Origin of the sequence: Kribbella sp. NPDC005582 (genome assembly GCF_040605415.1) — a bacterium.
GTDB lineage: Bacteria > Actinomycetota > Actinomycetes > Propionibacteriales > Kribbellaceae > Kribbella.
In genome coordinates this window covers 235,588-253,394 of the sequence record NZ_JBEXCU010000005.1, presented here as the reverse complement: position 1 = coordinate 253,394, position 17,807 = coordinate 235,588, and the positions used below count along the sequence as shown (strand labels likewise).

19 protein-coding genes and 1 tRNA gene are annotated in these 17,807 nt (G+C 68.5%); 14 read left to right on the top strand and 6 right to left on the bottom strand.

Annotated elements, in window-relative coordinates; all coding sequences use genetic code 11:
* Positions 1 to 4 precede the first annotated feature (4 nt).
* The 3 genes from ABZS29_RS27670 to ABZS29_RS27660 are packed head-to-tail and all read right to left on the bottom strand — an operon-like array spanning position 5 to position 1,461.
* Entirely contained in the window at positions 5 to 838 is an 834-nt protein-coding gene (locus tag ABZS29_RS27670; RefSeq protein ID WP_355466025.1) for an NUDIX hydrolase, read from the bottom strand.
* Between the two features lie 6 nt (positions 839 to 844).
* Positions 845 to 1,303, bottom strand: coding sequence for a RidA family protein (locus ABZS29_RS27665; protein WP_355466023.1), 459 nt, complete (start codon positions 1,301 to 1,303; stop codon positions 845 to 847).
* Entirely contained in the window at positions 1,300 to 1,461 is a 162-nt protein-coding gene (locus tag ABZS29_RS27660) for a DUF4177 domain-containing protein (protein WP_355466021.1), read from the bottom strand. The genes ABZS29_RS27665 and ABZS29_RS27660 overlap by 4 nt, the downstream gene beginning before the upstream one ends.
* Before the next feature lie 60 nt (positions 1,462 to 1,521).
* On the opposite strand from ABZS29_RS27660, the gene ABZS29_RS27655 reads away from it, so the two are divergent.
* The 4 genes from ABZS29_RS27655 to ABZS29_RS27640 all read left to right on the top strand — a co-directional run bounded on the left by ABZS29_RS27655 (position 1,522) and on the right by ABZS29_RS27640 (position 8,532).
* The gene (locus ABZS29_RS27655; RefSeq protein WP_355466019.1) at positions 1,522 to 2,472 is read left to right on the top strand and encodes an ArsA-related P-loop ATPase; all 951 of its coding nucleotides are present in this window, start codon (positions 1,522 to 1,524) and stop codon (positions 2,470 to 2,472) included.
* On the top strand, positions 2,469 to 3,587 hold the full coding sequence (locus tag ABZS29_RS27650) for an ArsA family ATPase (protein WP_355466017.1): 1,119 nt from the start codon (positions 2,469 to 2,471) through the stop codon (positions 3,585 to 3,587). The genes ABZS29_RS27655 and ABZS29_RS27650 overlap by 4 nt, the downstream gene beginning before the upstream one ends.
* Before the next feature lie 76 nt (positions 3,588 to 3,663).
* A complete protein-coding gene (gene lon / locus ABZS29_RS27645; RefSeq protein ID WP_355466015.1) occupies positions 3,664 to 6,015 on the top strand; it encodes an endopeptidase La in 2,352 nt (783 codons plus the stop codon).
* Between the two features lie 144 nt (positions 6,016 to 6,159).
* On the top strand, positions 6,160 to 8,532 hold the full coding sequence (locus ABZS29_RS27640; RefSeq protein WP_355466013.1) for a transglycosylase domain-containing protein: 2,373 nt from the start codon (positions 6,160 to 6,162) through the stop codon (positions 8,530 to 8,532).
* 18 nt (positions 8,533 to 8,550) lie between these two features.
* On the opposite strand, the gene ABZS29_RS27635 is transcribed toward ABZS29_RS27640, so the two are convergent.
* Complete coding sequence (locus ABZS29_RS27635; protein ID WP_355466012.1) at positions 8,551 to 9,018, bottom strand: GatB/YqeY domain-containing protein; 468 nt, start codon at positions 9,016 to 9,018, stop codon at positions 8,551 to 8,553.
* Positions 9,019 to 9,044: 26 nt separating this feature from the next.
* Between ABZS29_RS27635 and ABZS29_RS27630 the strand changes: the two genes are divergently transcribed.
* From ABZS29_RS27630 to ABZS29_RS27590, 9 genes are all read left to right on the top strand, one after another.
* Complete coding sequence (locus ABZS29_RS27630) at positions 9,045 to 9,989, top strand: metallophosphoesterase (RefSeq protein WP_355466010.1); 945 nt, start codon at positions 9,045 to 9,047, stop codon at positions 9,987 to 9,989.
* A gap of 23 nt (positions 9,990 to 10,012) precedes the next feature.
* Positions 10,013 to 10,089: transfer RNA gene (locus tag ABZS29_RS27625), tRNA-Pro, on the top strand.
* Positions 10,090 to 10,153: 64 nt separating this feature from the next.
* Positions 10,154 to 10,495 (top strand): hypothetical protein, encoded by a 342-nt coding sequence (locus tag ABZS29_RS27620; RefSeq protein ID WP_355466008.1) that lies wholly within the window; start codon positions 10,154 to 10,156, stop codon positions 10,493 to 10,495.
* Entirely contained in the window at positions 10,492 to 11,340 is an 849-nt protein-coding gene (locus ABZS29_RS27615; RefSeq protein WP_355466006.1) for a J domain-containing protein, read from the top strand. The genes ABZS29_RS27620 and ABZS29_RS27615 overlap by 4 nt, the downstream gene beginning before the upstream one ends.
* A gap of 27 nt (positions 11,341 to 11,367) precedes the next feature.
* On the top strand, positions 11,368 to 11,760 hold the full coding sequence (locus ABZS29_RS27610) for a hypothetical protein (RefSeq protein WP_355466004.1): 393 nt from the start codon (positions 11,368 to 11,370) through the stop codon (positions 11,758 to 11,760).
* Positions 11,753 to 12,454 (top strand): carbohydrate-binding family 9-like protein, encoded by a 702-nt coding sequence (locus ABZS29_RS27605; RefSeq protein ID WP_355466002.1) that lies wholly within the window; start codon positions 11,753 to 11,755, stop codon positions 12,452 to 12,454. Before ABZS29_RS27610 ends, ABZS29_RS27605 begins: the two co-directional genes overlap by 8 nt.
* Positions 12,455 to 12,476: 22 nt before the next feature.
* Positions 12,477 to 13,379: a hypothetical protein gene (locus ABZS29_RS27600; RefSeq protein ID WP_355466001.1), complete on the top strand. Its 903-nt coding sequence runs from the start codon at positions 12,477 to 12,479 to the stop codon at positions 13,377 to 13,379.
* A gap of 10 nt (positions 13,380 to 13,389) precedes the next feature.
* Positions 13,390 to 14,151 carry a CoA transferase subunit A gene (locus ABZS29_RS27595; RefSeq protein WP_355465999.1) on the top strand — a complete coding sequence of 254 codons (762 nt, stop codon included), beginning with the start codon at positions 13,390 to 13,392 and terminating at the stop codon, positions 14,149 to 14,151.
* 1 nt (position 14,152) lies between these two features.
* Positions 14,153 to 14,782 (top strand): CoA transferase subunit B, encoded by a 630-nt coding sequence (locus ABZS29_RS27590; protein WP_355465997.1) that lies wholly within the window; start codon positions 14,153 to 14,155, stop codon positions 14,780 to 14,782.
* Between the two features lie 185 nt (positions 14,783 to 14,967).
* On the opposite strand, the gene ABZS29_RS27585 is transcribed toward ABZS29_RS27590, so the two are convergent.
* A complete protein-coding gene (locus ABZS29_RS27585) occupies positions 14,968 to 16,182 on the bottom strand; it encodes an alpha/beta hydrolase (RefSeq protein WP_355465995.1) in 1,215 nt (404 codons plus the stop codon).
* Positions 16,183 to 16,257: 75 nt separating this feature from the next.
* Here ABZS29_RS27585 and ABZS29_RS27580 point away from each other — a divergent pair, with 75 nt between their 5' ends.
* On the top strand, positions 16,258 to 17,163 hold the full coding sequence (locus ABZS29_RS27580; protein WP_355465993.1) for a carbohydrate kinase family protein: 906 nt from the start codon (positions 16,258 to 16,260) through the stop codon (positions 17,161 to 17,163).
* Here ABZS29_RS27580 and ABZS29_RS27575 read toward each other — a convergent pair.
* Entirely contained in the window at positions 17,120 to 17,800 is a 681-nt protein-coding gene (locus ABZS29_RS27575; RefSeq protein ID WP_355465991.1) for an SDR family oxidoreductase, read from the bottom strand. The genes ABZS29_RS27580 and ABZS29_RS27575 overlap by 44 nt on opposite strands.
* Positions 17,801 to 17,807 lie beyond the last annotated feature (7 nt).

Genomic DNA, 17,807 nt, shown 5'->3' with positions numbered 1-17,807 from the left:
CTGCTCATGAGGTGTGCTCCAGGTACGCGAGGTCGTTCTCGATGCGCAGGGTCGGCATGATGACCGGGATCTCGCGGTCGGCGGCTGCGGCGAGGGCGGCGGCGACGTCGCCGTACGGCGTGAGGTCGGCGCAGCAGAGGTAGGTCGGCGCGAGCATCAGGACCGAGCCTGCGTCGGCGGCGGCGACCGCGTCGGCGGGGCGCATCCAGGCGACCTGGTCGGACTCGCTCGTCACGTCGCGGGTGATTTGGCCGGCCGGGAGGGCAGCGACGAAGAAGGCAGTGTCGTAGCGCTTCGGTTCGAACTCGGGGGTGATCCAGTGCGCCCAGGCGCCGAGCAGGTCGGCGCGCAGGACCAGGCCGCGACGGTGCAGGAAGTCGGCGAAGCCGAGCGAGCGGTTCTCGAGGGCGACGCGGTCGGCCTCCCAGTCGTCGCCGCTGGTGTCGGCAACCACGGACGAAGCGGACGGGCCGGCGAGCAGTACGCCGGACTCCTCGAACGTCTCGCGTACGGCGGCAGCGACGTACGCGGAGGCTGTTTCCGCGGAGCACCCGAGCCGGTCGGCGAAGAACGACGGCGGCGGACCGGACCAGGAGTCGGCGACGGTCGCGTCGGTCGGATCGACGCGGCCGCCCGGGAAGACCGTCATACCGGCCGCGAACGCCATCGTCAGCTGCCGCCGGAGGAGGTAGACCTCCGGCCCGGCGGCAGTGTCGCGGAGCAGGATCACGGTCGACGCGGGGCGGGGATCGGCGGGAGTCCGCGACTCCCGGACGTGCGCGAACGCCGCGTCGGCCATCCGGCCGGTCAGCGGCTCCGACCTCAGATCACGAACCACCCGAGGTCAGACCTCGACGATGAGTTCGACCTCGACGGGAGCGTCGAGCGGCAGCACCGGTACGCCGACGGCGCTGCGGGCGTGCTGGCCGATCTCACCGAAGACGGCGCCGAACAGCTCCGAGGCGCCGTTGGCGACCTGGGGCTGACCGGTGAACTCCGGGGTGGAGGCGATGAACGCGACGGCCTTGACGATCCGCTTGATGTTCGCCAGATCGCCGATCTCGGCCTTGACCGCGGCGAGCGCGTTCAGCGCGCACTGCTGGGCGCACTCGCTGGCGACCTCGGCGGTGACGGCGTCACCGACCTTGCCGGTGGCGATCAGGGTGCCCTCGCGCAGCGGCAGCTGACCGGAGGTGTAGACCAGGTTGCCGGTCCGGACGGCCGGGACGTAGGCGGCGACCGGCTTGGCCACCTCCGGCAGCTTCAGGCCGAGCTCGGCCAGCTTCTCCTCGGGGTGGCTCACTTGGACTCGATCTCCCGCTTGAAGTAGGCGACCAGGTTCTCCGGGTTCATGCCCGGGACGACCTGGACCAGCTCCCAGCCGTCCTGGCCCCAGTTGTCCAGGATGTCCTTGGTCGCGTGGACGAGGACAGGCGCGGTGGCGTACTCAAACTTCTTCATGGGGCCGACTCTAACGGGCGCGGGACGGGTGTGCCGTGGGCCACGTCCTACTCTGGACCCATGGCGCGACTCCATGTGGTCACCGGCAAGGGAGGCACCGGGAAGACGACCGTGGCCGCCGCCATGGCGCTCGCGCTGGCCGACCAGGGCAAGCGGGTGCTGCTGGTCGAGGTCGAGGGACGCCAGGGCATCGCCCAGCTCTTCGACGTACCGCCCCTCCCGTACGTCGAGCGCAAGATCGCGACCGGGGTCGGCGGCGGCGAGGTGTTCGCGCTGGCCGTGGACGCGGAGGCCGCGCTGCTGGAGTACCTCGACATGTACTACCACCTGGGTCGCGCCGGGAAGGCGCTCGACAAGGTCGGGGCGATCGACTTCGTCACCACGATCGCGCCCGGACTGCGCGACGTACTGCTGACCGGCAAGGTCTACGAGGCGACGCGGCGCAAGGCGCACGGCAAACTCGCGTACGACGCGGTCGTGCTGGACGCGCCGCCGACGGGGCGGATCGGGTCGTTCCTGAACGTGAACCACGAGGTCGCCAACCTGGCCAAGGTCGGGCCGATCCGGAATCAGGCGGACGCGATCATGGGGATGCTGCGGTCTGATGTGACCAGGGTCCATCTGGTCACGCTGCTGGAGGAGATGCCGGTCCAGGAGACGCTGGACGCGGTCGAGCAGCTGGAGGCGCTGGATCTGCGGATCGGGTCGATCGTGGTGAACATGGTGCGGCACAGTCCGCTCGACGAGGACGCGCTTGCCCTTGCAGTGAAGGAGAAACTGCCGACCGCCGAGCTCACCAAGGGACTGCGCGCGGCCGGCGTCAGGTACGGCAAAGCCATGGTGGAGGCACTGACGGCCGAGGCGCACGATCACGCGGTGCGGGTTGGGCTGGAGCGCGAGAACCGCGACCGGATCGATGCCCTGGGCAAGCAAGTGACCGAGTTGATGCTGCAGCCGGAGGGGATCGACCAAGGAAGCTTGATCGACCTGGCCGAGGAGTTCCGCGGATGAGCGAACTTGATCTGGACGCGTTGATCGACGACCCCACCACTCGGATTGTCGTGACCTGCGGGTCGGGCGGGGTCGGGAAGACGACTACCGCGGCGGCGCTCGGGTTGCGGGCGGCGGAGCGGGGGCGGAAGGTCGTCGTACTGACTATTGATCCGGCGCGGCGGTTGGCGCAGTCGCTCGGGCTGACCGAGCTGGACAACACGCCGCGGACGGTCGCGGGCGTGGGCGGCGAGGGCCGGCTGGACGCGATGATGCTGGACATGAAGCGGACCTTCGACGAGGTCGTGCTCGCGCATGCGACGCCGGAGAAAGCCGAGCAGATTCTGGCGAACCCGTTCTACCTGGCGCTGTCGTCGTCGTTCGCGGGGACGCAGGAGTACATGGCGATGGAGAAGCTCGGTCAGCTGCACAAGCAGGCCGAGGCGTCCGGCGACTGGGACCTGATCGTCGTGGACACGCCGCCGTCGCGGTCCGCGCTGGACTTTCTGGATGCGCCGGAGCGGCTGGCTTCGCTGCTGGAGGGTCGTTTCCTGCGGTTGTTGCTGGCACCGGCCAAGGGACCGTTCCGGCTGATGTCGACGGCGGTCAACATGGCGATGTCCGTGATGAACAAGGTCCTCGGTGCGCAGGTGCTGACCGATGTGCAGACGTTCGTGGCGGCCTTCGACACGTTGTTCGGCGGATTCCGGGCGCGGGCCGACAAGACGGTCGCGCTGCTTCGAGAGCCGCACACCGCGTTCCTTGTGGTCGCGGCTCCGCAGAACGACGCGCTGCGGGAGGCGTCGTACTTCACCGAGCGGTTGCGCGAAGAGAACATGCCGCTGGCGGGCGTCGTACTGAATCGGGTGACCAACTCGGAGGCCATGGATCTGTCGGCCGGGCGGTCGATCGCGGCGGCGGAGAAGCTGGAGGAGGCGGAGAAGTCGCCGCTGACGGCAGCGCTGCTGCGGCTGCACGCGGACAAGATGCAGCAGGTCGTCGCCGACCACAAGCGCGCCGATCGGTTCAAGCGCGGCCACCGCTCGATCCCGACGGTCGAGGTGCCGGCACTCGCGGACGATGTTCATGACCTGACCGGTCTGCGCCAGATTGGTGAACTCCTGAGTTCACCGTGAGCGAACGCCGGGAATGCCCAGGTGGGGCCACTGGTTGAGCCAGTCAGACTCAATCTTTGGATAAGGGTGTGACAGCGTGACCGATACGTTGAATCTTCCGGTTCTGCCGCTGGACGACGTCGTCGTTCTGCCGGGAATGGTCGTGCCGGTCCGCCTCGCCGACAGCGAGGCGCGAGCGGCCATCGACGCCGCGCAGGCCTCGGGTGCCGACCAGGTGCTGCTGGTACCGCGACTGGACGGGAAATATGCGAAGGCCGGAACGCTCGGCGAGATCGAGCAGATCGGCCGGCTGCCGGGCGGAGCCCAGGCAGCAGTGATCCGCGGTACGGCGCGGGTCCTGATCGGCGCCGGAACCACCGGCCCAGGTGCAGCCCTGTGGGTCGGTGCGACCCAGCTGCACGAGATCACTGACGCGCGGTCCAGCGAGCTGGCCCGCGAATACAAGAGCCTCACCACCTCGGTCCTGGAGCGCCGTGGCGCCTGGCAGGTCATCGACTCGGTGAAGCAGGTGAACGACCCCGCGGAGCTGTCCGACCTGGCCGGCTACGCGTCGTACCTCACCAACGAGCAGAAGTCCGAGCTGCTGGAGAACGCCAACGTCTCCGAGCGGCTCGAGAAGCTGATCGGCTGGGTGAAGGACCACCTGGCCGAGCTCGAGGTCTCCGAGACGATCCAGAAGGACGTCCAGGAGGGTATGGAGAAGCAGCAGCGGGAGTTCCTGCTGCGCCAGCAGATGGCCGCGATCCGCAAGGAGCTGGCCGAGCTGGACGGCAAGGCCGAGTCCGAGGAAGAGGACTACCGGGCCCGCGTCGAGGCCGCCGATCTGCCGGAGCACGTGGCCAAGGCCGCGCTGGCTGAGGTCGACAAGCTGGAGCGGACGTCCGACCAGTCCCCCGAGGTCGGCTGGATCCGGACCTGGCTGGACACCGTGCTCGAGGTGCCGTGGAACGAGCGGACCGAGGACGGCTACGACCTGCGCGAGGCGCGGGCCGTGCTGGACGCGGACCACGCCGGTCTGGACGACGTCAAGGAGCGCATCACCGAATACCTCGCCGTACGGCGTCGCCGTGCGGACCGTGGTCTGGGAGTCGTCGGCGGTCGCCGCAGTGGCGCCGTACTGGCTCTGGTCGGGCCTCCTGGTGTGGGTAAGACCTCGCTGGGTGAGTCCGTGGCGCGAGCCATGGGGCGCAAGTTCGTCCGGGTCGCGCTGGGTGGCGTCCGGGACGAGGCCGAGATCCGTGGCCACCGGCGGACGTACGTCGGCGCGCTGCCGGGCCGGATCGTCCGGGCCATCACCGAGGCCGGTTCGATGAACCCCGTCGTCCTGCTGGACGAGATCGACAAGGTGGGCGCGGACTACCGGGGCGACCCGACCGCCGCACTGCTGGAGGTCCTCGACCCGGCGCAGAACCACACCTTCCGGGACCACTACCTGGAGGTCGAGCTGGACCTGTCCGACGTGGTCTTCCTGGCCACGGCGAACGTGCTGGACTCGATCCCCGGTCCCCTGCTGGACCGGATGGAGCTCGTGCAGCTCGACGGCTACACCGAGGAGGAGAAGGTCACCATCGCCCGTGATCACCTGCTTCCGCGCCAGCTGGAGCGGGCGGGCCTGACGGCGGACGAGGTGACGGTCGACGAGTCGGCGCTGCGGTTGCTGGCCGGCGAGTACACCCGAGAGGCCGGCGTACGGCAGCTCGAGCGGTCGATCGCCCGGGTACTCCGCAAGGTGACCTCGAAGATCGCCCTCGGTGAAGAGGTCGGCGCATTGACCATCGCCGACAAGGACCTGAAGGGCTACCTCGGATCGCCGCGGTTCACTCCGGAGTCCGCGGAGCGTACGTCGCTCCCGGGCGTCGCGACCGGGCTCGCGGTGACCGGTGCGGGTGGTGACGTGCTCTTCGTGGAGGCGTCGCTGGCCGACAAGGAGACCGGCGCGACCGGAGTCACGCTGACCGGGCAGTTGGGTGACGTGATGAAGGAGTCGGCGCAGATCGCCCTGTCGTACCTGCGCTCGCACGGCGCGGAGCTGGGGCTGCCGGTCGGCGATCTGGCCGAGCGGAACGCCCACATCCACGTACCGGCCGGCGCGGTCCCGAAGGACGGACCTTCGGCCGGCGTCACGATGACGACGGCGCTGGCGTCGCTGCTCTCCGGACGGCCGGTCCGGTCGGAGGTCGCGATGACCGGTGAGGTGTCGCTGACCGGGCGGGTCCTCCCGATCGGTGGCGTGAAGCAGAAGCTGCTCGCCGCCCATCGGGCCGGACTGACCACCATCCTGATCCCGAAGCGCAACGAGCCCGACCTGGACGACGTACCGGCGTCGGTGCTGGCGGAGCTGACCGTTCACCCGGTCAGCGATGTCCGCGAGGTGCTCGATCTGGCGCTCGAACCGGCCCAGGTGGACGCACGCCAGTACGCCGCCTGAGACCGTCGTCCTGCGTCAGTTGATGCGAGGGCCCGAGCCTGTGCTCGGGCCCTCGTTCTTTAGGATGAACTTTGTCCAGCCACAGTGACGCAATTCACAGCACGAGCGGTAACCCAAAACGCCGATCACGTAGTCTCTATAACCATGCGCGTCAGGGAGAAGGGCGACCGTGGGGTCGTCCAGTCGGTGGTTCTGTTCCTCGGAGTGAGTGTGCTGTCGGGCGCGCTGGCAGCAGGTCTGGCAATGCCGTTGGCGGGGCTGGCCGGGTTCACGACGGAGAAGACGTCGGAGACCCTGCAGGACCTGCCGCAGCAGTTCGACGAGGTGCCACTCAAGCAGAAGAGCGTCATCCGGGCGGCCGACGGCACCGTGATCGCGACCCTGGCGGACAAGAACCGGTTCCCGGTCAAGCTCGCCGACATCGCGCCGATCATGCAGAAGGCGATCGTCGCGATCGAGGACGACCGCTTCTTCGAGCACGGCGCGCTCGACCTCAAGGGCACGCTGCGCGCGCTCGCGGTGAACCAGACCGAGGGCTCGGTCCAGCAGGGTGGTTCGAGCATCACCCAGCAGTTCATCAAGATGAGCCTGATCGAGAAGGCGAACACGCCCGCCGAGGTCGAGGCCGCCACCGCCGCCACCCCGCAGCGCAAGATCGCCGAGCTGCGGTACGCGATCGCGGCCGAGAAGGAAATGTCGAAGAACGAGATTCTCGAGAAGTACCTGAACCTGGCGAACTTCGGCGACGGCGCCTGGGGCATCCAGTCCGCCGCCCAGCACTACTTCCGGGTCGACGCGAAGAACCTGAACCTGGCCCAGGCCGCGATGCTGGCCGGCATGGTGAAGAGCCCCACCGCCTACGACCCGACGAACAACATGAAGCGCTCGAAGGACCGCCGCGACGTCGTCATCCGCCGGATGCTCGAGCTGAAGGTGATCTCGGTCAACCAGGCCAACCTCGCGCTGAAGACGCCGGTCATCGATCTGACCAAGGTCCGCAAGAACCAGGTCGGCTGCGCCAACTCGCCGTACCCGTTCTTCTGCGAGTACATCGTCGCCCAGCTCAAGGAGAACCCGGCCCTCGGCAAGACCCCGAAGGACCGCGCGAACTACCTGAAGACCGGCGGCCTCGTCATCCGCACCTCGCTCGACCCGAAGATCCAGGCCGCGGCGCAGAAGTCGATCGACGAGCACACCAAGCCGGGTGACCAGGCGATCGCCGCGATCACGATCGTCGAGCCCGGCACCGGCCTGGTGAAGGCGATGGTGCAGAGCAAGAAGTACGGCAACGGCAAGGACCGCACGTCGTACAACTACAACGTCGAGAAGTCGTACGCCGGTGGGTTCGGCGGCTTCCAGAACGGTTCGACGATGAAGGCCTTCACGATCGCGGCGGCGATCCAGAAGGGCTACTCGATCAACTACAAGATCCCGTCGCCGAGCCCGCTGCACTTCGAGGGCTCGAAGTTCAGCACCTGCAACGGAACCGTCACGGTGCCGGACGACTACCAGCCCCAGAACTCGACGAAGAACGTGCCGGACCCGACCATGATCCAGGCGGCGCAGAAGTCGACCAACACCTACTTCCTGCAGCTGTCCCAGAAGGTCGGCCTGTGCCCGATCGCGAGCCTGCTCAAGTCGCTGGGGATGTACAACGCCCAGGACGGCGAGCCGCTGGAGCAGGTTCCGTCGATGACGCTGGGCGTCGGCTACATCACCCCGCTGCAGCTCTCCAGCGCGTACGCCGCCTTCGCGGCCCGCGGTAAGTACTGCACCCCGCTGCTCGTCACCTCGGTGGTCGACGCGGCCCACAAGCCGATCAAGGTCCCGGGGACCGACTGCAAGCAGGTCCTGCCGGAGGCCGTGGCCGACGGAGTCAACGAGGTCCTGCACCAGGTGATGGAGCCGGGCGGTACCGGTAACCGGCTCAAGTTCGGCAACAGCGACCTGGCCGGGAAGACGGGAACCATCCAGGACGCCAAAGCGGTCTGGTATTCCGGCTACTCCAGCAAGCTCGCTGCCGCGACTGTGGTGGCCGACGCGAGCCCGCCGTACAAGCGGCTGTCGGGTCAGACCCTGGACGGTCGGGACATCAACGACGCCTCCGGTTCACAGACCGCCGGTCCGCTCTGGAAGACCGCGATGCAGAACGCGTTGCAGGGCTACCCGACCACGCACTTCACCGCGCCGGACGACAAGACCCGCAACGGCGACAACGAGGAGCTCCCGTACATCAACGGGATGAACCCGGACGACGCCGCCAACAAGCTCCGCCAGGCGGGCTTCCAGGCCGAGATCAGCCCGACCCAGGTCAACTCCGAGGAGGCCGCCGGCACCGTCGCCTACACCGACCCGCGCCGCCGCGACGGGGCCCCGGCCGGTTCCACGGTCACGATCTACGTCTCCAACGGCAACCGGAGCGGGAACAACAACGGCGACAACCAGGGTGAGGGCCAGCCCGGCGGGGGCGGAACCCCCGGCTGCCAGCCCTGGGAACGCAACTACCCGAAGTGCTAGCAGCCGAGGATGGTGAGGTCAGGCGCCGAGTTGGCGCTTGACCTCCGCGGAGACGGCGCCGCCGTCGGCCTTGCCCTTGACCTTGGGCTGCAGGGCGCCCATCACCTTGCCGATGCCGCGCGGGCCGAGCTCGGCGGCGCCGGTGGCGGCGATGGTCTCGGTAACCAGGGCAGCGATCTCGTCGGCGGTGAGCTGTTCGGGCAGGTACTCGGCGAGAATGTCGGCCTCGGCCTGCTCCTTCTCGGCCAGTTCGGTGCGGCCGGCGTCGCGGTAGGCGATCACGGACTCGCGGCGCTTCTTGGCCTCGGAGCCGAGGACGTCGAGGATCTCGGCGTCGGAGAGCTCGCGGGCCTCCTTACCGGCGACCTCGGCCTTGGTGACCGCGGTGAGCGCCATCCGCAGCGTGGACTTGCGGATCTCGTCGCGCGCCTTGAGGGCGGCGGTCATGTCGTCGTGCAGGCGCTGTTTCATTCCGGAGTTGGACATAGCAGAGATTGTGGCAGGCTGGTGAAATGGGTTTGCGCAGGATTGCCGGGAACACACTGAAGGCCACAGCCGCTGTCGGTGCCGTGGGAGCCGCTTGTGTGGCGTATGCGGCGGTCGTCGAGGTGCGGTGGTTCACGCTGCGCCGGGTGACCGTGCCGGTGCTGGCCGAAGGGTCCGCGCCGCTGAAGGTGCTGCACCTGTCCGACCTGCACCTGATGCCGACCCAGACCAAGAAGATCGGCTGGGTGAACGATCTGGCCGCGCTCGAGCCGGACCTGATCGTCAACACCGGCGACAACCTCTCCCACGAGGATTCGGTGCCGCCGCTGCTCCGCGCGCTCGGCCCGCTGCTCGACCTTCCCGGCGTCTTCGTCTTCGGCTCCAACGACTACTGGAAGCCGCACTTCAAGAACCCGGCCAAGTACCTGTTGCCGGCCAACAAGCAGCGCCACAAGCCGCACGGGCCCGATCTCCCGTTCGAGGAAATGCGTCGCGCCTTCACCGGCGCCGGCTGGGCCGACCTGAACAACGCCAAGACGAGCCTCAAGGTGAACGGGCTGCGCCTCGACTTCGCCGGCACCGACGACCCGCACATCAAACGCGACCGGTACGGCGTAGTCGCGGCCGAGGTGGACCCGTCGGCCGACCTTTCGATCGGCGTCACGCACGCGCCGTACCAGCGAGTGCTGAACGCGTTCGTCGAGGACGGCTATCCGCTGGTGCTCGCCGGGCACACCCACGGCGGTCAGCTCGCGGTGCCGTTCTACGGCGCGCTGGTGACCAACTGCGACCTCGACGCTTCGCGCGTCAAAGGCCTGTCCACGTGGGGCAGCAACGGCCGTCAGGCGGCTCTCCACGTCTCCGCCGGGCTCGGCACCTCGCCGTACGCACCGGTCCGCTTCGCCTGCCGTCCGGAAGCGACATTGCTCACGTTGGTGCCTCGCCTAAACCCGATTTCGTCCCACAGCTAGTCGCATGTAAGCTAACGGCGATTCGGGCTGTGGCGCAGCTTGGTAGCGCGCTTCGTTCGGGACGAAGAGGTCGCAGGTTCAAATCCTGTCAGCCCGACCACGAGATTCAGGGTCAGTCACTCCGGTGACTGGCCCTGACTCGTTTGTGAGGGAGGATCTGGGGCATGGAGATCGCACGCTGGCGCGTGATCGGGCCGGTCGTGCTCGGCCTGTGGGTGGCGTGGATCGTCGTACCGATCCTGCTGAGTTTCCGCGACGACTGGAGTGCCTTCCGGATCGTGATGATGCTGGTGGCGCCCTGGGCCGCTGTGCCGACGCACTGGCGCCGGCAGGTGCCGCTCGGTCGGGTGCTGCAAGGGTTCGGCATCGCGCTGCTGCTCCTGCTTCCGCTCGGCGGGGTCGTCGGCCAGCTCCCGGTCGTGGCGTACTTCAAGCTGGTTGCGCCGCTCCTCGTGCTGCCGCTGGTCTGGCTGTCGAACCGACGGTGGTCCAGAGGCCGGCGGTGAACCACTACGAGGTGCTGGGCGTCGCTCGTACGGCGAGTACGGCGGAGATCAGGTCGGCGTACCGCAAGCTCGTCCGCCAGGTGCATCCGGACCAGGGCGGCAGCGCGACGCGGTTCCATGCCGTCCAGGCGGCTTGGGAGACACTCTCGGATCCGGAGCGACGAGCCGCCTACGACCGCACCCTCGCGCCTCGTCCGCGGCCACAGGTCAGCCGCGAGAAGATCTGGGTGGTACCGCGCCTGCGGCGGTTCACGGTGGTCGCACCGGTGGCGCTGATCTCCTGGCTGCTCTTCGCGGTCGTCCCGTTCTGGTACACGCTGTCCGTCGGCTGGTTCGCCTTCGTCGTCGTCGGCCTGATGGTTGTTGGTGTGCTCGGCAAGAGCTGGTCGAGCGCCCGCGAACTCGACCGGGCGATCGGCGCCCGCGCGGCGTACGAGACCAAGGTGTGGGGCGATCCGGGCGACCATCGCCGGACCTATGAGCTCCTTGAGCCCGTCGTACTGCGGCTGTCTGCGGTGAAGCTGATCCACGGCGCCCGGATCCGTGGGATCCCGACCGAACACCTCCTGCTCGCCGACCGCCGGCTGGCGGTGATCTCGTCGACGCCCGGTACGGAGGTGGCGTTGCTGCGGGCGGTCGTTGCCTGGCGGGCCCGCGGGCTCGAGTCCCGCGCCTTTTTCGTCAGCCTGACCGACGAGCCGCTGCCCGCCGCACCGGGGCTCACCTATCTGACCGCGGCGACGGCCGCGCCGCAGCTGATCGCCTGGCTGCAGCAGGCCGGCAACGTCGTCGACCGCCGCGCCCTGTACGACGTCTTGTACCGCGCGCCCCGCGACCTACGCTGAGCGGCCTGAGCCCGCTACTGTGCGGCCATGGACGAGAAGCCACCGCTGCCGCCGCTCTTGATCCTGGCGGTCGTCGGGCTGCTCTGCGGATTCGCCACGATCGGGCTGGTCTGGGGCAGCGAGCAGGGCTGCGAGCGGTTCCGCGACACCACGAACTGCGGTGCGCTCGGGCTGCCGCTGCTGATCGTGATCGTCGCGGTGACGATGCTGCTCGGCGGGCTGGCGTTGAGCCGGCTCGCGATGCCGCATCCGCGGCTGGTCGCGTTCCTCGGCGTCGCGTTCATGCTGGTCGTCGTCCTGGCCTTCCTGACCGGCAACCTGTCCTCGCCGTGGACGCTGGCCGTCGTCCCGGTGCTGACCGCTGTCACGTTCCTGCTCGCCAATCTTGTCGCCCGACTCCTGGAGCGCGCTGATGCCTGATCTGCCCGTCTACGACTGCCCGCGCACCCCGACCGCCCCGAACCTCGACGGCACCCTCACCGATCCCGCGTGGGAGCTCGCGCCGTGGACGACCGACTTCGTCCAGATCCTCGGCGAGGGTCCAGCGCCGCGGTTCCGGACCCAGGCCAAGCTGATGTACGACGACGACTACCTGTACGTCGGCGGCAAGCTCGAGGAGCCGCACGTCTGGGCGACGATGGCCGAGCACAACAGCCGGCTCTACTTCGAGAACAACTTCGAGATCTTCCTCGACCCCGACGGTGACGGCGCGAACTACTACGAGTTCGAGATCAACCCGCTCGGCACGATCTGGGAGCTCACCCTCACCAAGCCGTACGACGAGGGCGGCGAAGCGATCGACCCGACCAACCTGCCCGGGCTGCGGACGGCGCTGCACATCGACGGCACGCTCAACGACCCGTCCGACACCGACACCGGATGGACGGTGGAGATCGCCGTACCGTGGGCGGACCTTGCGGTGCACACCACCGGGAAGCCGTCCGCGCCCGAGCCGGGTGACGAGTGGCGGATGAACCTGATGCGCTGTCAGTGGCCGCACGAGGTCGTCGACGGGAGTTACGTGAAGGGCGCCGAGAGCGAGTTCTGGGTCTGGTCGCCGCAGTACGTCGCGAACATGCACTACCCGCCGCGATGGGGCGTCCTGCGATTCTGACCCGCCTGTAACAATGAGCTACGTGGAGTTCGGGGGCGGAGTCGTCAGCGCGGTCGAGCGCGCCTGCGAGACAGATCTGAGAACCGCACTCCGCTTGGTCGCCCGTTACTCGCGGTACTGGTGGTCCCGTGGCTTGGAGGACGAAGCAGCCGCCGCGGCCGAGCGAGTGCTCAGCATGCTCGGGCGGACCGTCCCACCCGGACTGGACGAGGAGTACCTGCTCGCCGTCATCCACGGCGCCGCGTCCGCGGAGCAGGAGCAGATCGAGCTGGCCCAGCAGATCGTCGACGCCATCGACGGGCCTTTCCGGTACTCCGCCACCGTGCTGCTGTGGTGCCTCGTCTTCGGCCCGTTCGAGCCGGCCGAGGTCGTGGAGGACGTACTGAAGCGCAATGAGGCCGGTGAGGCCTGGACCCGCGCAGCGGTCGAGCTGTGCCGCGGCTACCCCGGACTGACCCGCACGAGCCCTGACGAGGCCGCACAAGCCCTCCGTACGGCGCTGGGCCGGTTCCGCATGCTTGACGACGACTGGGGGACGTTCCTGGCGCTCAGTGCGCTCCAGCAGTCCGTCGGTGCACCGCTGGAGCTGACCACCGAGGCACTCGAGTTGGCGGAGCGACTCGGGCTGGACGAACAGGTCGGCGTACTGCTGTGTCGTCGTGGTGACCTGTACCGCGTCCAGGGCAAGCTGGATGCCGCTCGGCACGACTACAGCATGGCGCTGGTGCACGGCGAGCGTGCGGAGCTGCCGGAGACCGTCGCGGCTGCCCACATCGGGCTGGCTCGGGCAGCGCGGTGCTGCGGGCACGTCCAGACGGCGCAGGCGCACCTGAGCGCCGTACTGGAGCTAGCTGATCTCGAGGACGCCCACTATGAGGCGCGTCACGAGCTTGCGGCACTGGAGCAGGTGTCGGCGACCGCTTAGAGTCGTCGCCATGGACAAGACCTACGAGTCGCCGCAGGCCGCGGTCGCCGACATCGAGGACGGCGCGAGCCTGGCGGTCGGCGGTTTCGGGCTGTGTGGCAACCCCATGCACCTGATCAGCGCCCTGCACGACAAGGGGGTGAGCGGGCTCAGCGTGGTGTCGAACAACTGCGGTGTCGACGACTGGGGCCTGGGCATCCTGCTCGCGGACAAACGGATCGCGAAGATGACCTCGTCGTACGTCGGGGAGAACAAGGAGTTCGCGCGGCAGTTCCTGTCCGGTGAGCTGGAGGTCGAGCTGACCCCGCAGGGCACGCTGGCCGAGAAGCTACGGGCCGGCGGCTGCGGAATCGCCGCCTTCTTCACGCTGGCCGGCGTCGGTACGCAGGTCGCGGAGGGCGGGCTGCCGCAGAAGTACAACACCGACGGCACGGTGGCGAAGGCCTCGGAGCCGAAGGAGACCCGCGAGATCAACGGGACGACGTACGTGCTGGAGGAGTCGATCACCACCGACTTCGGGCTGGTGCACGCGCTGAAGGGCGACACGCACGGGAACCTGGTCTTCGACCGGAGCGCGCGGAACTTCAACCCGCTGGCCGCGATGGCCGGGCGGATCACGATCGCGCAGGTCGAGGAGCTGGTCCAGCCTGGTGAGCTGGATCCGGACTCGATCCACCTGCCGGGCGTCTACGTCCAGCGAGTGGTTGCTGTCGGCAAGGACATTGAGAAGCGGATCGAGAAGCGCACCGTTCAACCTCGCAAGGAGGCCTGAGATGCCGTTGACGCGTGAGCAGATGGCGGCACGGGCCGCGTCCGAGCTCGAGGACGGTTCGTACGTCAACCTCGGCATCGGATTGCCGACACTGGTGCCGAACTACATTCCGGACGGCGTCACCGTCGTGCTGCAGTCGGAGAACGGCATCCTCGGCGTCGGCCCGTACCCGGCCGACGGCGACGAGGACCCGGACCTGATCAACGCCGGCAAGGAGACCGTCACGACGCTGCCCGGCGCGAGCTTCTTCGACTCGTCGCTGTCCTTCGGCATGATCCGCGGCGGTGCGATCGACGCGGCGATCCTGGGCGCCATGCAGGTCTCGGCCACCGGCGACCTGTCGAACTGGATGATCCCCGGCAAGATGGTGAAGGGGATGGGCGGCGCGATGGACCTCGTGCACGGCGCCAAGAAGGTGATCGTGCTGATGGAGCACGTCGCCAAGGACGGTTCGCACAAGATCCTGACCGAGTGCGACCTGCCCTACACCGGGCGCGGAGTCGTCGACCGGATCATCACCGACCTCGCCGTACTGGATGTCACCGAGGACGGGCTTCGGTTGGTGGAGCTGGCGGACGGCGTCACCTTCGAGGAGCTGCAGGCGAAGACCGGGGCCCCGATAAGTCATTAGATCTGGGGACGCGATCGAGTAGTCGACACGGCGAACCTTGAACTCGTCAGCGAGTTCAAGGAGGCCGGATCGTGAAGTACCTGGATCGAGCTTTGTGCAGCATGCGGCACCTGGATGTGAAGTGCTCCGTGCTGCCGACCGATGGGCCGTACGCCGAGGCGAAGGAGTACTGCCTCAGCGTGCGCTCACTCGACGAACGTGGTCTCGGGGAGAGCGCGGCGCCAGACGCCGTCCTGCGGACGCTGCCGCAGGTGCTGGTCGAAGAAGGCGGGAACGTAGGCGCGGAGTGCGCGTAGGACCGCGTCGGGGTCGGCGGAGCCGATCGTGTTCGCGACCAGGTCCGGCGGGACCGGGAAGAACCGCTGGAACCACGGGATCAGCGTCTGGTAATCGATGAAGCTGTAGTGCCTTCCGTTGGGGAGGTTGAGGTCGCGGCGCCAGCCGGTCGAGTTGTCCCAGAACATCCGCCAGGACGGCTCGGTGAGGTGGCTCTGCGGACCGCCGTTCGGGCCGGTACCACCGGTGCCGAAGAGCAGGAACGGGCGGTCGGTGCCGTGCTTGACCGTCGGCGAACTGGCCGGGTCCGGGTAGCCGTAGGCGAGGGTGCCGTCGAGGTCGATGCCGGCGCCCACCCGGCGGTCGACGTCCATCACGTCGGCGGCGGTGATCCCGCCCGCCGAGTGCCCGAACGCGCCGATGTGCCGGAGGTCGAGGATCCGGCCGAGTCCCTCGGGAAGTCGCCGCTGCTCGGCGTCGGGGTTGTGGCCCTGGGCGAGTCTGGTGAGCTGCTCGAGCACGAACCGTACGTCGGCCACGCGGGTCGCGCGGGCTGTGAGGGCGTAGCCGTCGTGCGGGAGGGTCTGGACCTCGAGTCGGCCGCCGGGGAACTCGACCGCGGCCACCTCGTAGGTGTGGTCGACGGTCACGACGACGTAGCCCCGGCTGGCGAGCTCGGCCGTCTGCACCGATGCGAGGCCGCGCGGTACGCCGAAGCCTGGCGAGAAGATGACGACCGGGTAGCGGCCGCGGCGTACCGGAGCCAGCAGTCCGGCGTGGGTGCGAGCTCCGATCCAGTCGACCCGACCGACCGGCTGCTGGAGGGCGATCGCCGCGTCCTCGCCGTACCGCTGGGCGGTGCGCGGCGGAAGGTAGGCGGCTGGCTCGCTGGTGCGGGCGGCGGGGTACCAGACGCTGACCATGAGCTCGCGTGTGCGGCCGGCGACCCACGGGTCGGCGCGGCTGGCGTCCACGAGGTGCAGTTCGGTGGTGCCCACGTGGAATGGTCCGGTCGGGCGCGGGAAGCAGAGCGGGATCGACTTGGCGATAGCTGTAGTCGCAGTTGCTCCAGGTGCAAGCAGTACGGCGCCACCGACGCCGAAAAGAGTTCGTCTGGTCAGCATGGAATCAGGTTCACTTCCCGCCTGCGGATGCTTCGACTGGCGGAAGGCATCTGTTGGGGGTGACGAAAGTCGGGTATGACGGATGGGGTGGAGCTGGATGTGCTGGTGGTGGGCGGGGCTGGGGTCGACACGATCGTGCGGGTGCCTGGGTTGGAACTGGGCGGCCGGGAGACGGTGTGGGTCGAACCCATCGAGACGTATGTCGGGCACACCGGGCACGGCGTAGTCCTGGGGTGCTATCTGCTGGGGGTGCAGGCGGGGCTGGCGGATGTGATCGGGGACGACGACGAGGGGTACCGGATTCGGCAGCTGTACTGGGACCTGCAGTTGCCGCTGCACTTCGTGCAGCACCCGGACGGGACGCGGCGGTCGGTCAACCTGGTGACGCCCAACGGCGAGCGACTCACGTTCTACGACGGCCGGCTTCCGGCGGGTCTGCGCGTGGATCCGGAGCTGTGGCGACCCGGCATCGCCAATGCCCGGCATGTGCACGTGTCGATCATGGACTTCGCCCGAGACGCACTGCCGGATGCCTTGGCGGCCGGTCGGACCATCTCGACCGACCTCCACGACTGGGACGGGAAGAACGACTACCACCGCGACTTCGCCACGGCCGCGGACATCGTGTTCGTGTCGGCCAGTGCGCTACCCGACGACGCGGTGAGCTGGATCTTCAAGAACGGTCGCGCGCAGGTGGTCGTCGTACTGGCTGGTGCGGACGGCAGCTACCTGCACCTCCCCGACGAATCACCCCGCCACATCCCGGCACTCGTCCTGCCGGACCGGCCAGTCGTCGACACCAACGGCGCCGGCGATGCCTATGTGGCGGCGTTCCTCGCCCGATGGCTGGACGGCGTCAGCTGGTACGACGCCGCCCAGGCCGGCACGATCGCCGGCGCCTGGGCCTGCGGGTCGTACGGCACCCACACCGACCTGATCACGGCCGAGGAGCTAGCTGCTCGAAGTAGAAAGCTCGGATGAAGCAGTCCTGCGGCTGACCCACGGCGAACAGCACGCAGTCGACCACCGACTGCGCCGTCAACTCGGCCCCGGCCTCCCGCGGGCCGTCCTGCACGAAGTCCGGCGGGAACAGCGAGATCACCCGGATCCCCTCCGGCCGAAGCCGCTCGGACAGGATCTCGGCGTACCCGGCTTGCGCGTGCTTCGCCGCATAGAAGGCCGCGTGTGCCGTCGACCGATGCTGACCGTTCTCGCCGGCCGCCGAGATCAGATTGACGATGTCCGCGCGATCCGATGCCCGCAGCAACGGCAGCAGCCGCTCGGTCAGCAACACGGTCCCGGTCGCCGCGCCCGCGATTGTGTCCGCGATGTCCTCAGGCTCAGCTGTCTCCCCCAGATACCGCGCTCCGCTGTTGATCAAGACATCCAAGCGAGGCACTTCCAGCGCCGCGATCGACGCCGGGTCGGCCAGATCCAGTACGGCGGCCTCCGCCGTACCGCCGGCTGACCGGATCAGCGCCACCGTCTCCTCAGCCGCCGCCAACGTCCGCGCGGTCGCCACCACATGCGCACCCTGCTCGGCGAACGCCCTCGCCAACAGCCGCCCGGTATCCCGCCCAGCCCCGGTCACCAGTACCTGCAGTCCCTCAAATCCCATCCCGCGA

Coding starts and splice junctions, on each gene's coding strand:
- ABZS29_RS27660 (WP_355466021.1), bottom strand. CDS start 1,461: ATGAAGAAGTTTGAGTACGCCACCGCGCCTGTCCTCGTCCACGCGACC.
- ABZS29_RS27655 (WP_355466019.1), top strand. CDS start 1,522: ATGGCGCGACTCCATGTGGTCACCGGCAAGGGAGGCACCGGGAAGACG.
- ABZS29_RS27650 (WP_355466017.1), top strand. CDS start 2,469: ATGAGCGAACTTGATCTGGACGCGTTGATCGACGACCCCACCACTCGG.
- ABZS29_RS27640 (WP_355466013.1), top strand. CDS start 6,160: ATGCGCGTCAGGGAGAAGGGCGACCGTGGGGTCGTCCAGTCGGTGGTT.
- ABZS29_RS27635 (WP_355466012.1), bottom strand. CDS start 9,018: ATGTCCAACTCCGGAATGAAACAGCGCCTGCACGACGACATGACCGCC.
- ABZS29_RS27630 (WP_355466010.1), top strand. CDS start 9,045: ATGGGTTTGCGCAGGATTGCCGGGAACACACTGAAGGCCACAGCCGCT.
- ABZS29_RS27620 (WP_355466008.1), top strand. CDS start 10,154: ATGGAGATCGCACGCTGGCGCGTGATCGGGCCGGTCGTGCTCGGCCTG.
- ABZS29_RS27610 (WP_355466004.1), top strand. CDS start 11,368: ATGGACGAGAAGCCACCGCTGCCGCCGCTCTTGATCCTGGCGGTCGTC.
- ABZS29_RS27605 (WP_355466002.1), top strand. CDS start 11,753: ATGCCTGATCTGCCCGTCTACGACTGCCCGCGCACCCCGACCGCCCCG.
- ABZS29_RS27595 (WP_355465999.1), top strand. CDS start 13,390: ATGGACAAGACCTACGAGTCGCCGCAGGCCGCGGTCGCCGACATCGAG.
- ABZS29_RS27590 (WP_355465997.1), top strand. CDS start 14,153: ATGCCGTTGACGCGTGAGCAGATGGCGGCACGGGCCGCGTCCGAGCTC.
- ABZS29_RS27585 (WP_355465995.1), bottom strand. CDS start 16,182: ATGCTGACCAGACGAACTCTTTTCGGCGTCGGTGGCGCCGTACTGCTT.
- ABZS29_RS27580 (WP_355465993.1), top strand. CDS start 16,258: ATGACGGATGGGGTGGAGCTGGATGTGCTGGTGGTGGGCGGGGCTGGG.
- ABZS29_RS27575 (WP_355465991.1), bottom strand. CDS start 17,800: ATGGGATTTGAGGGACTGCAGGTACTGGTGACCGGGGCTGGGCGGGAT.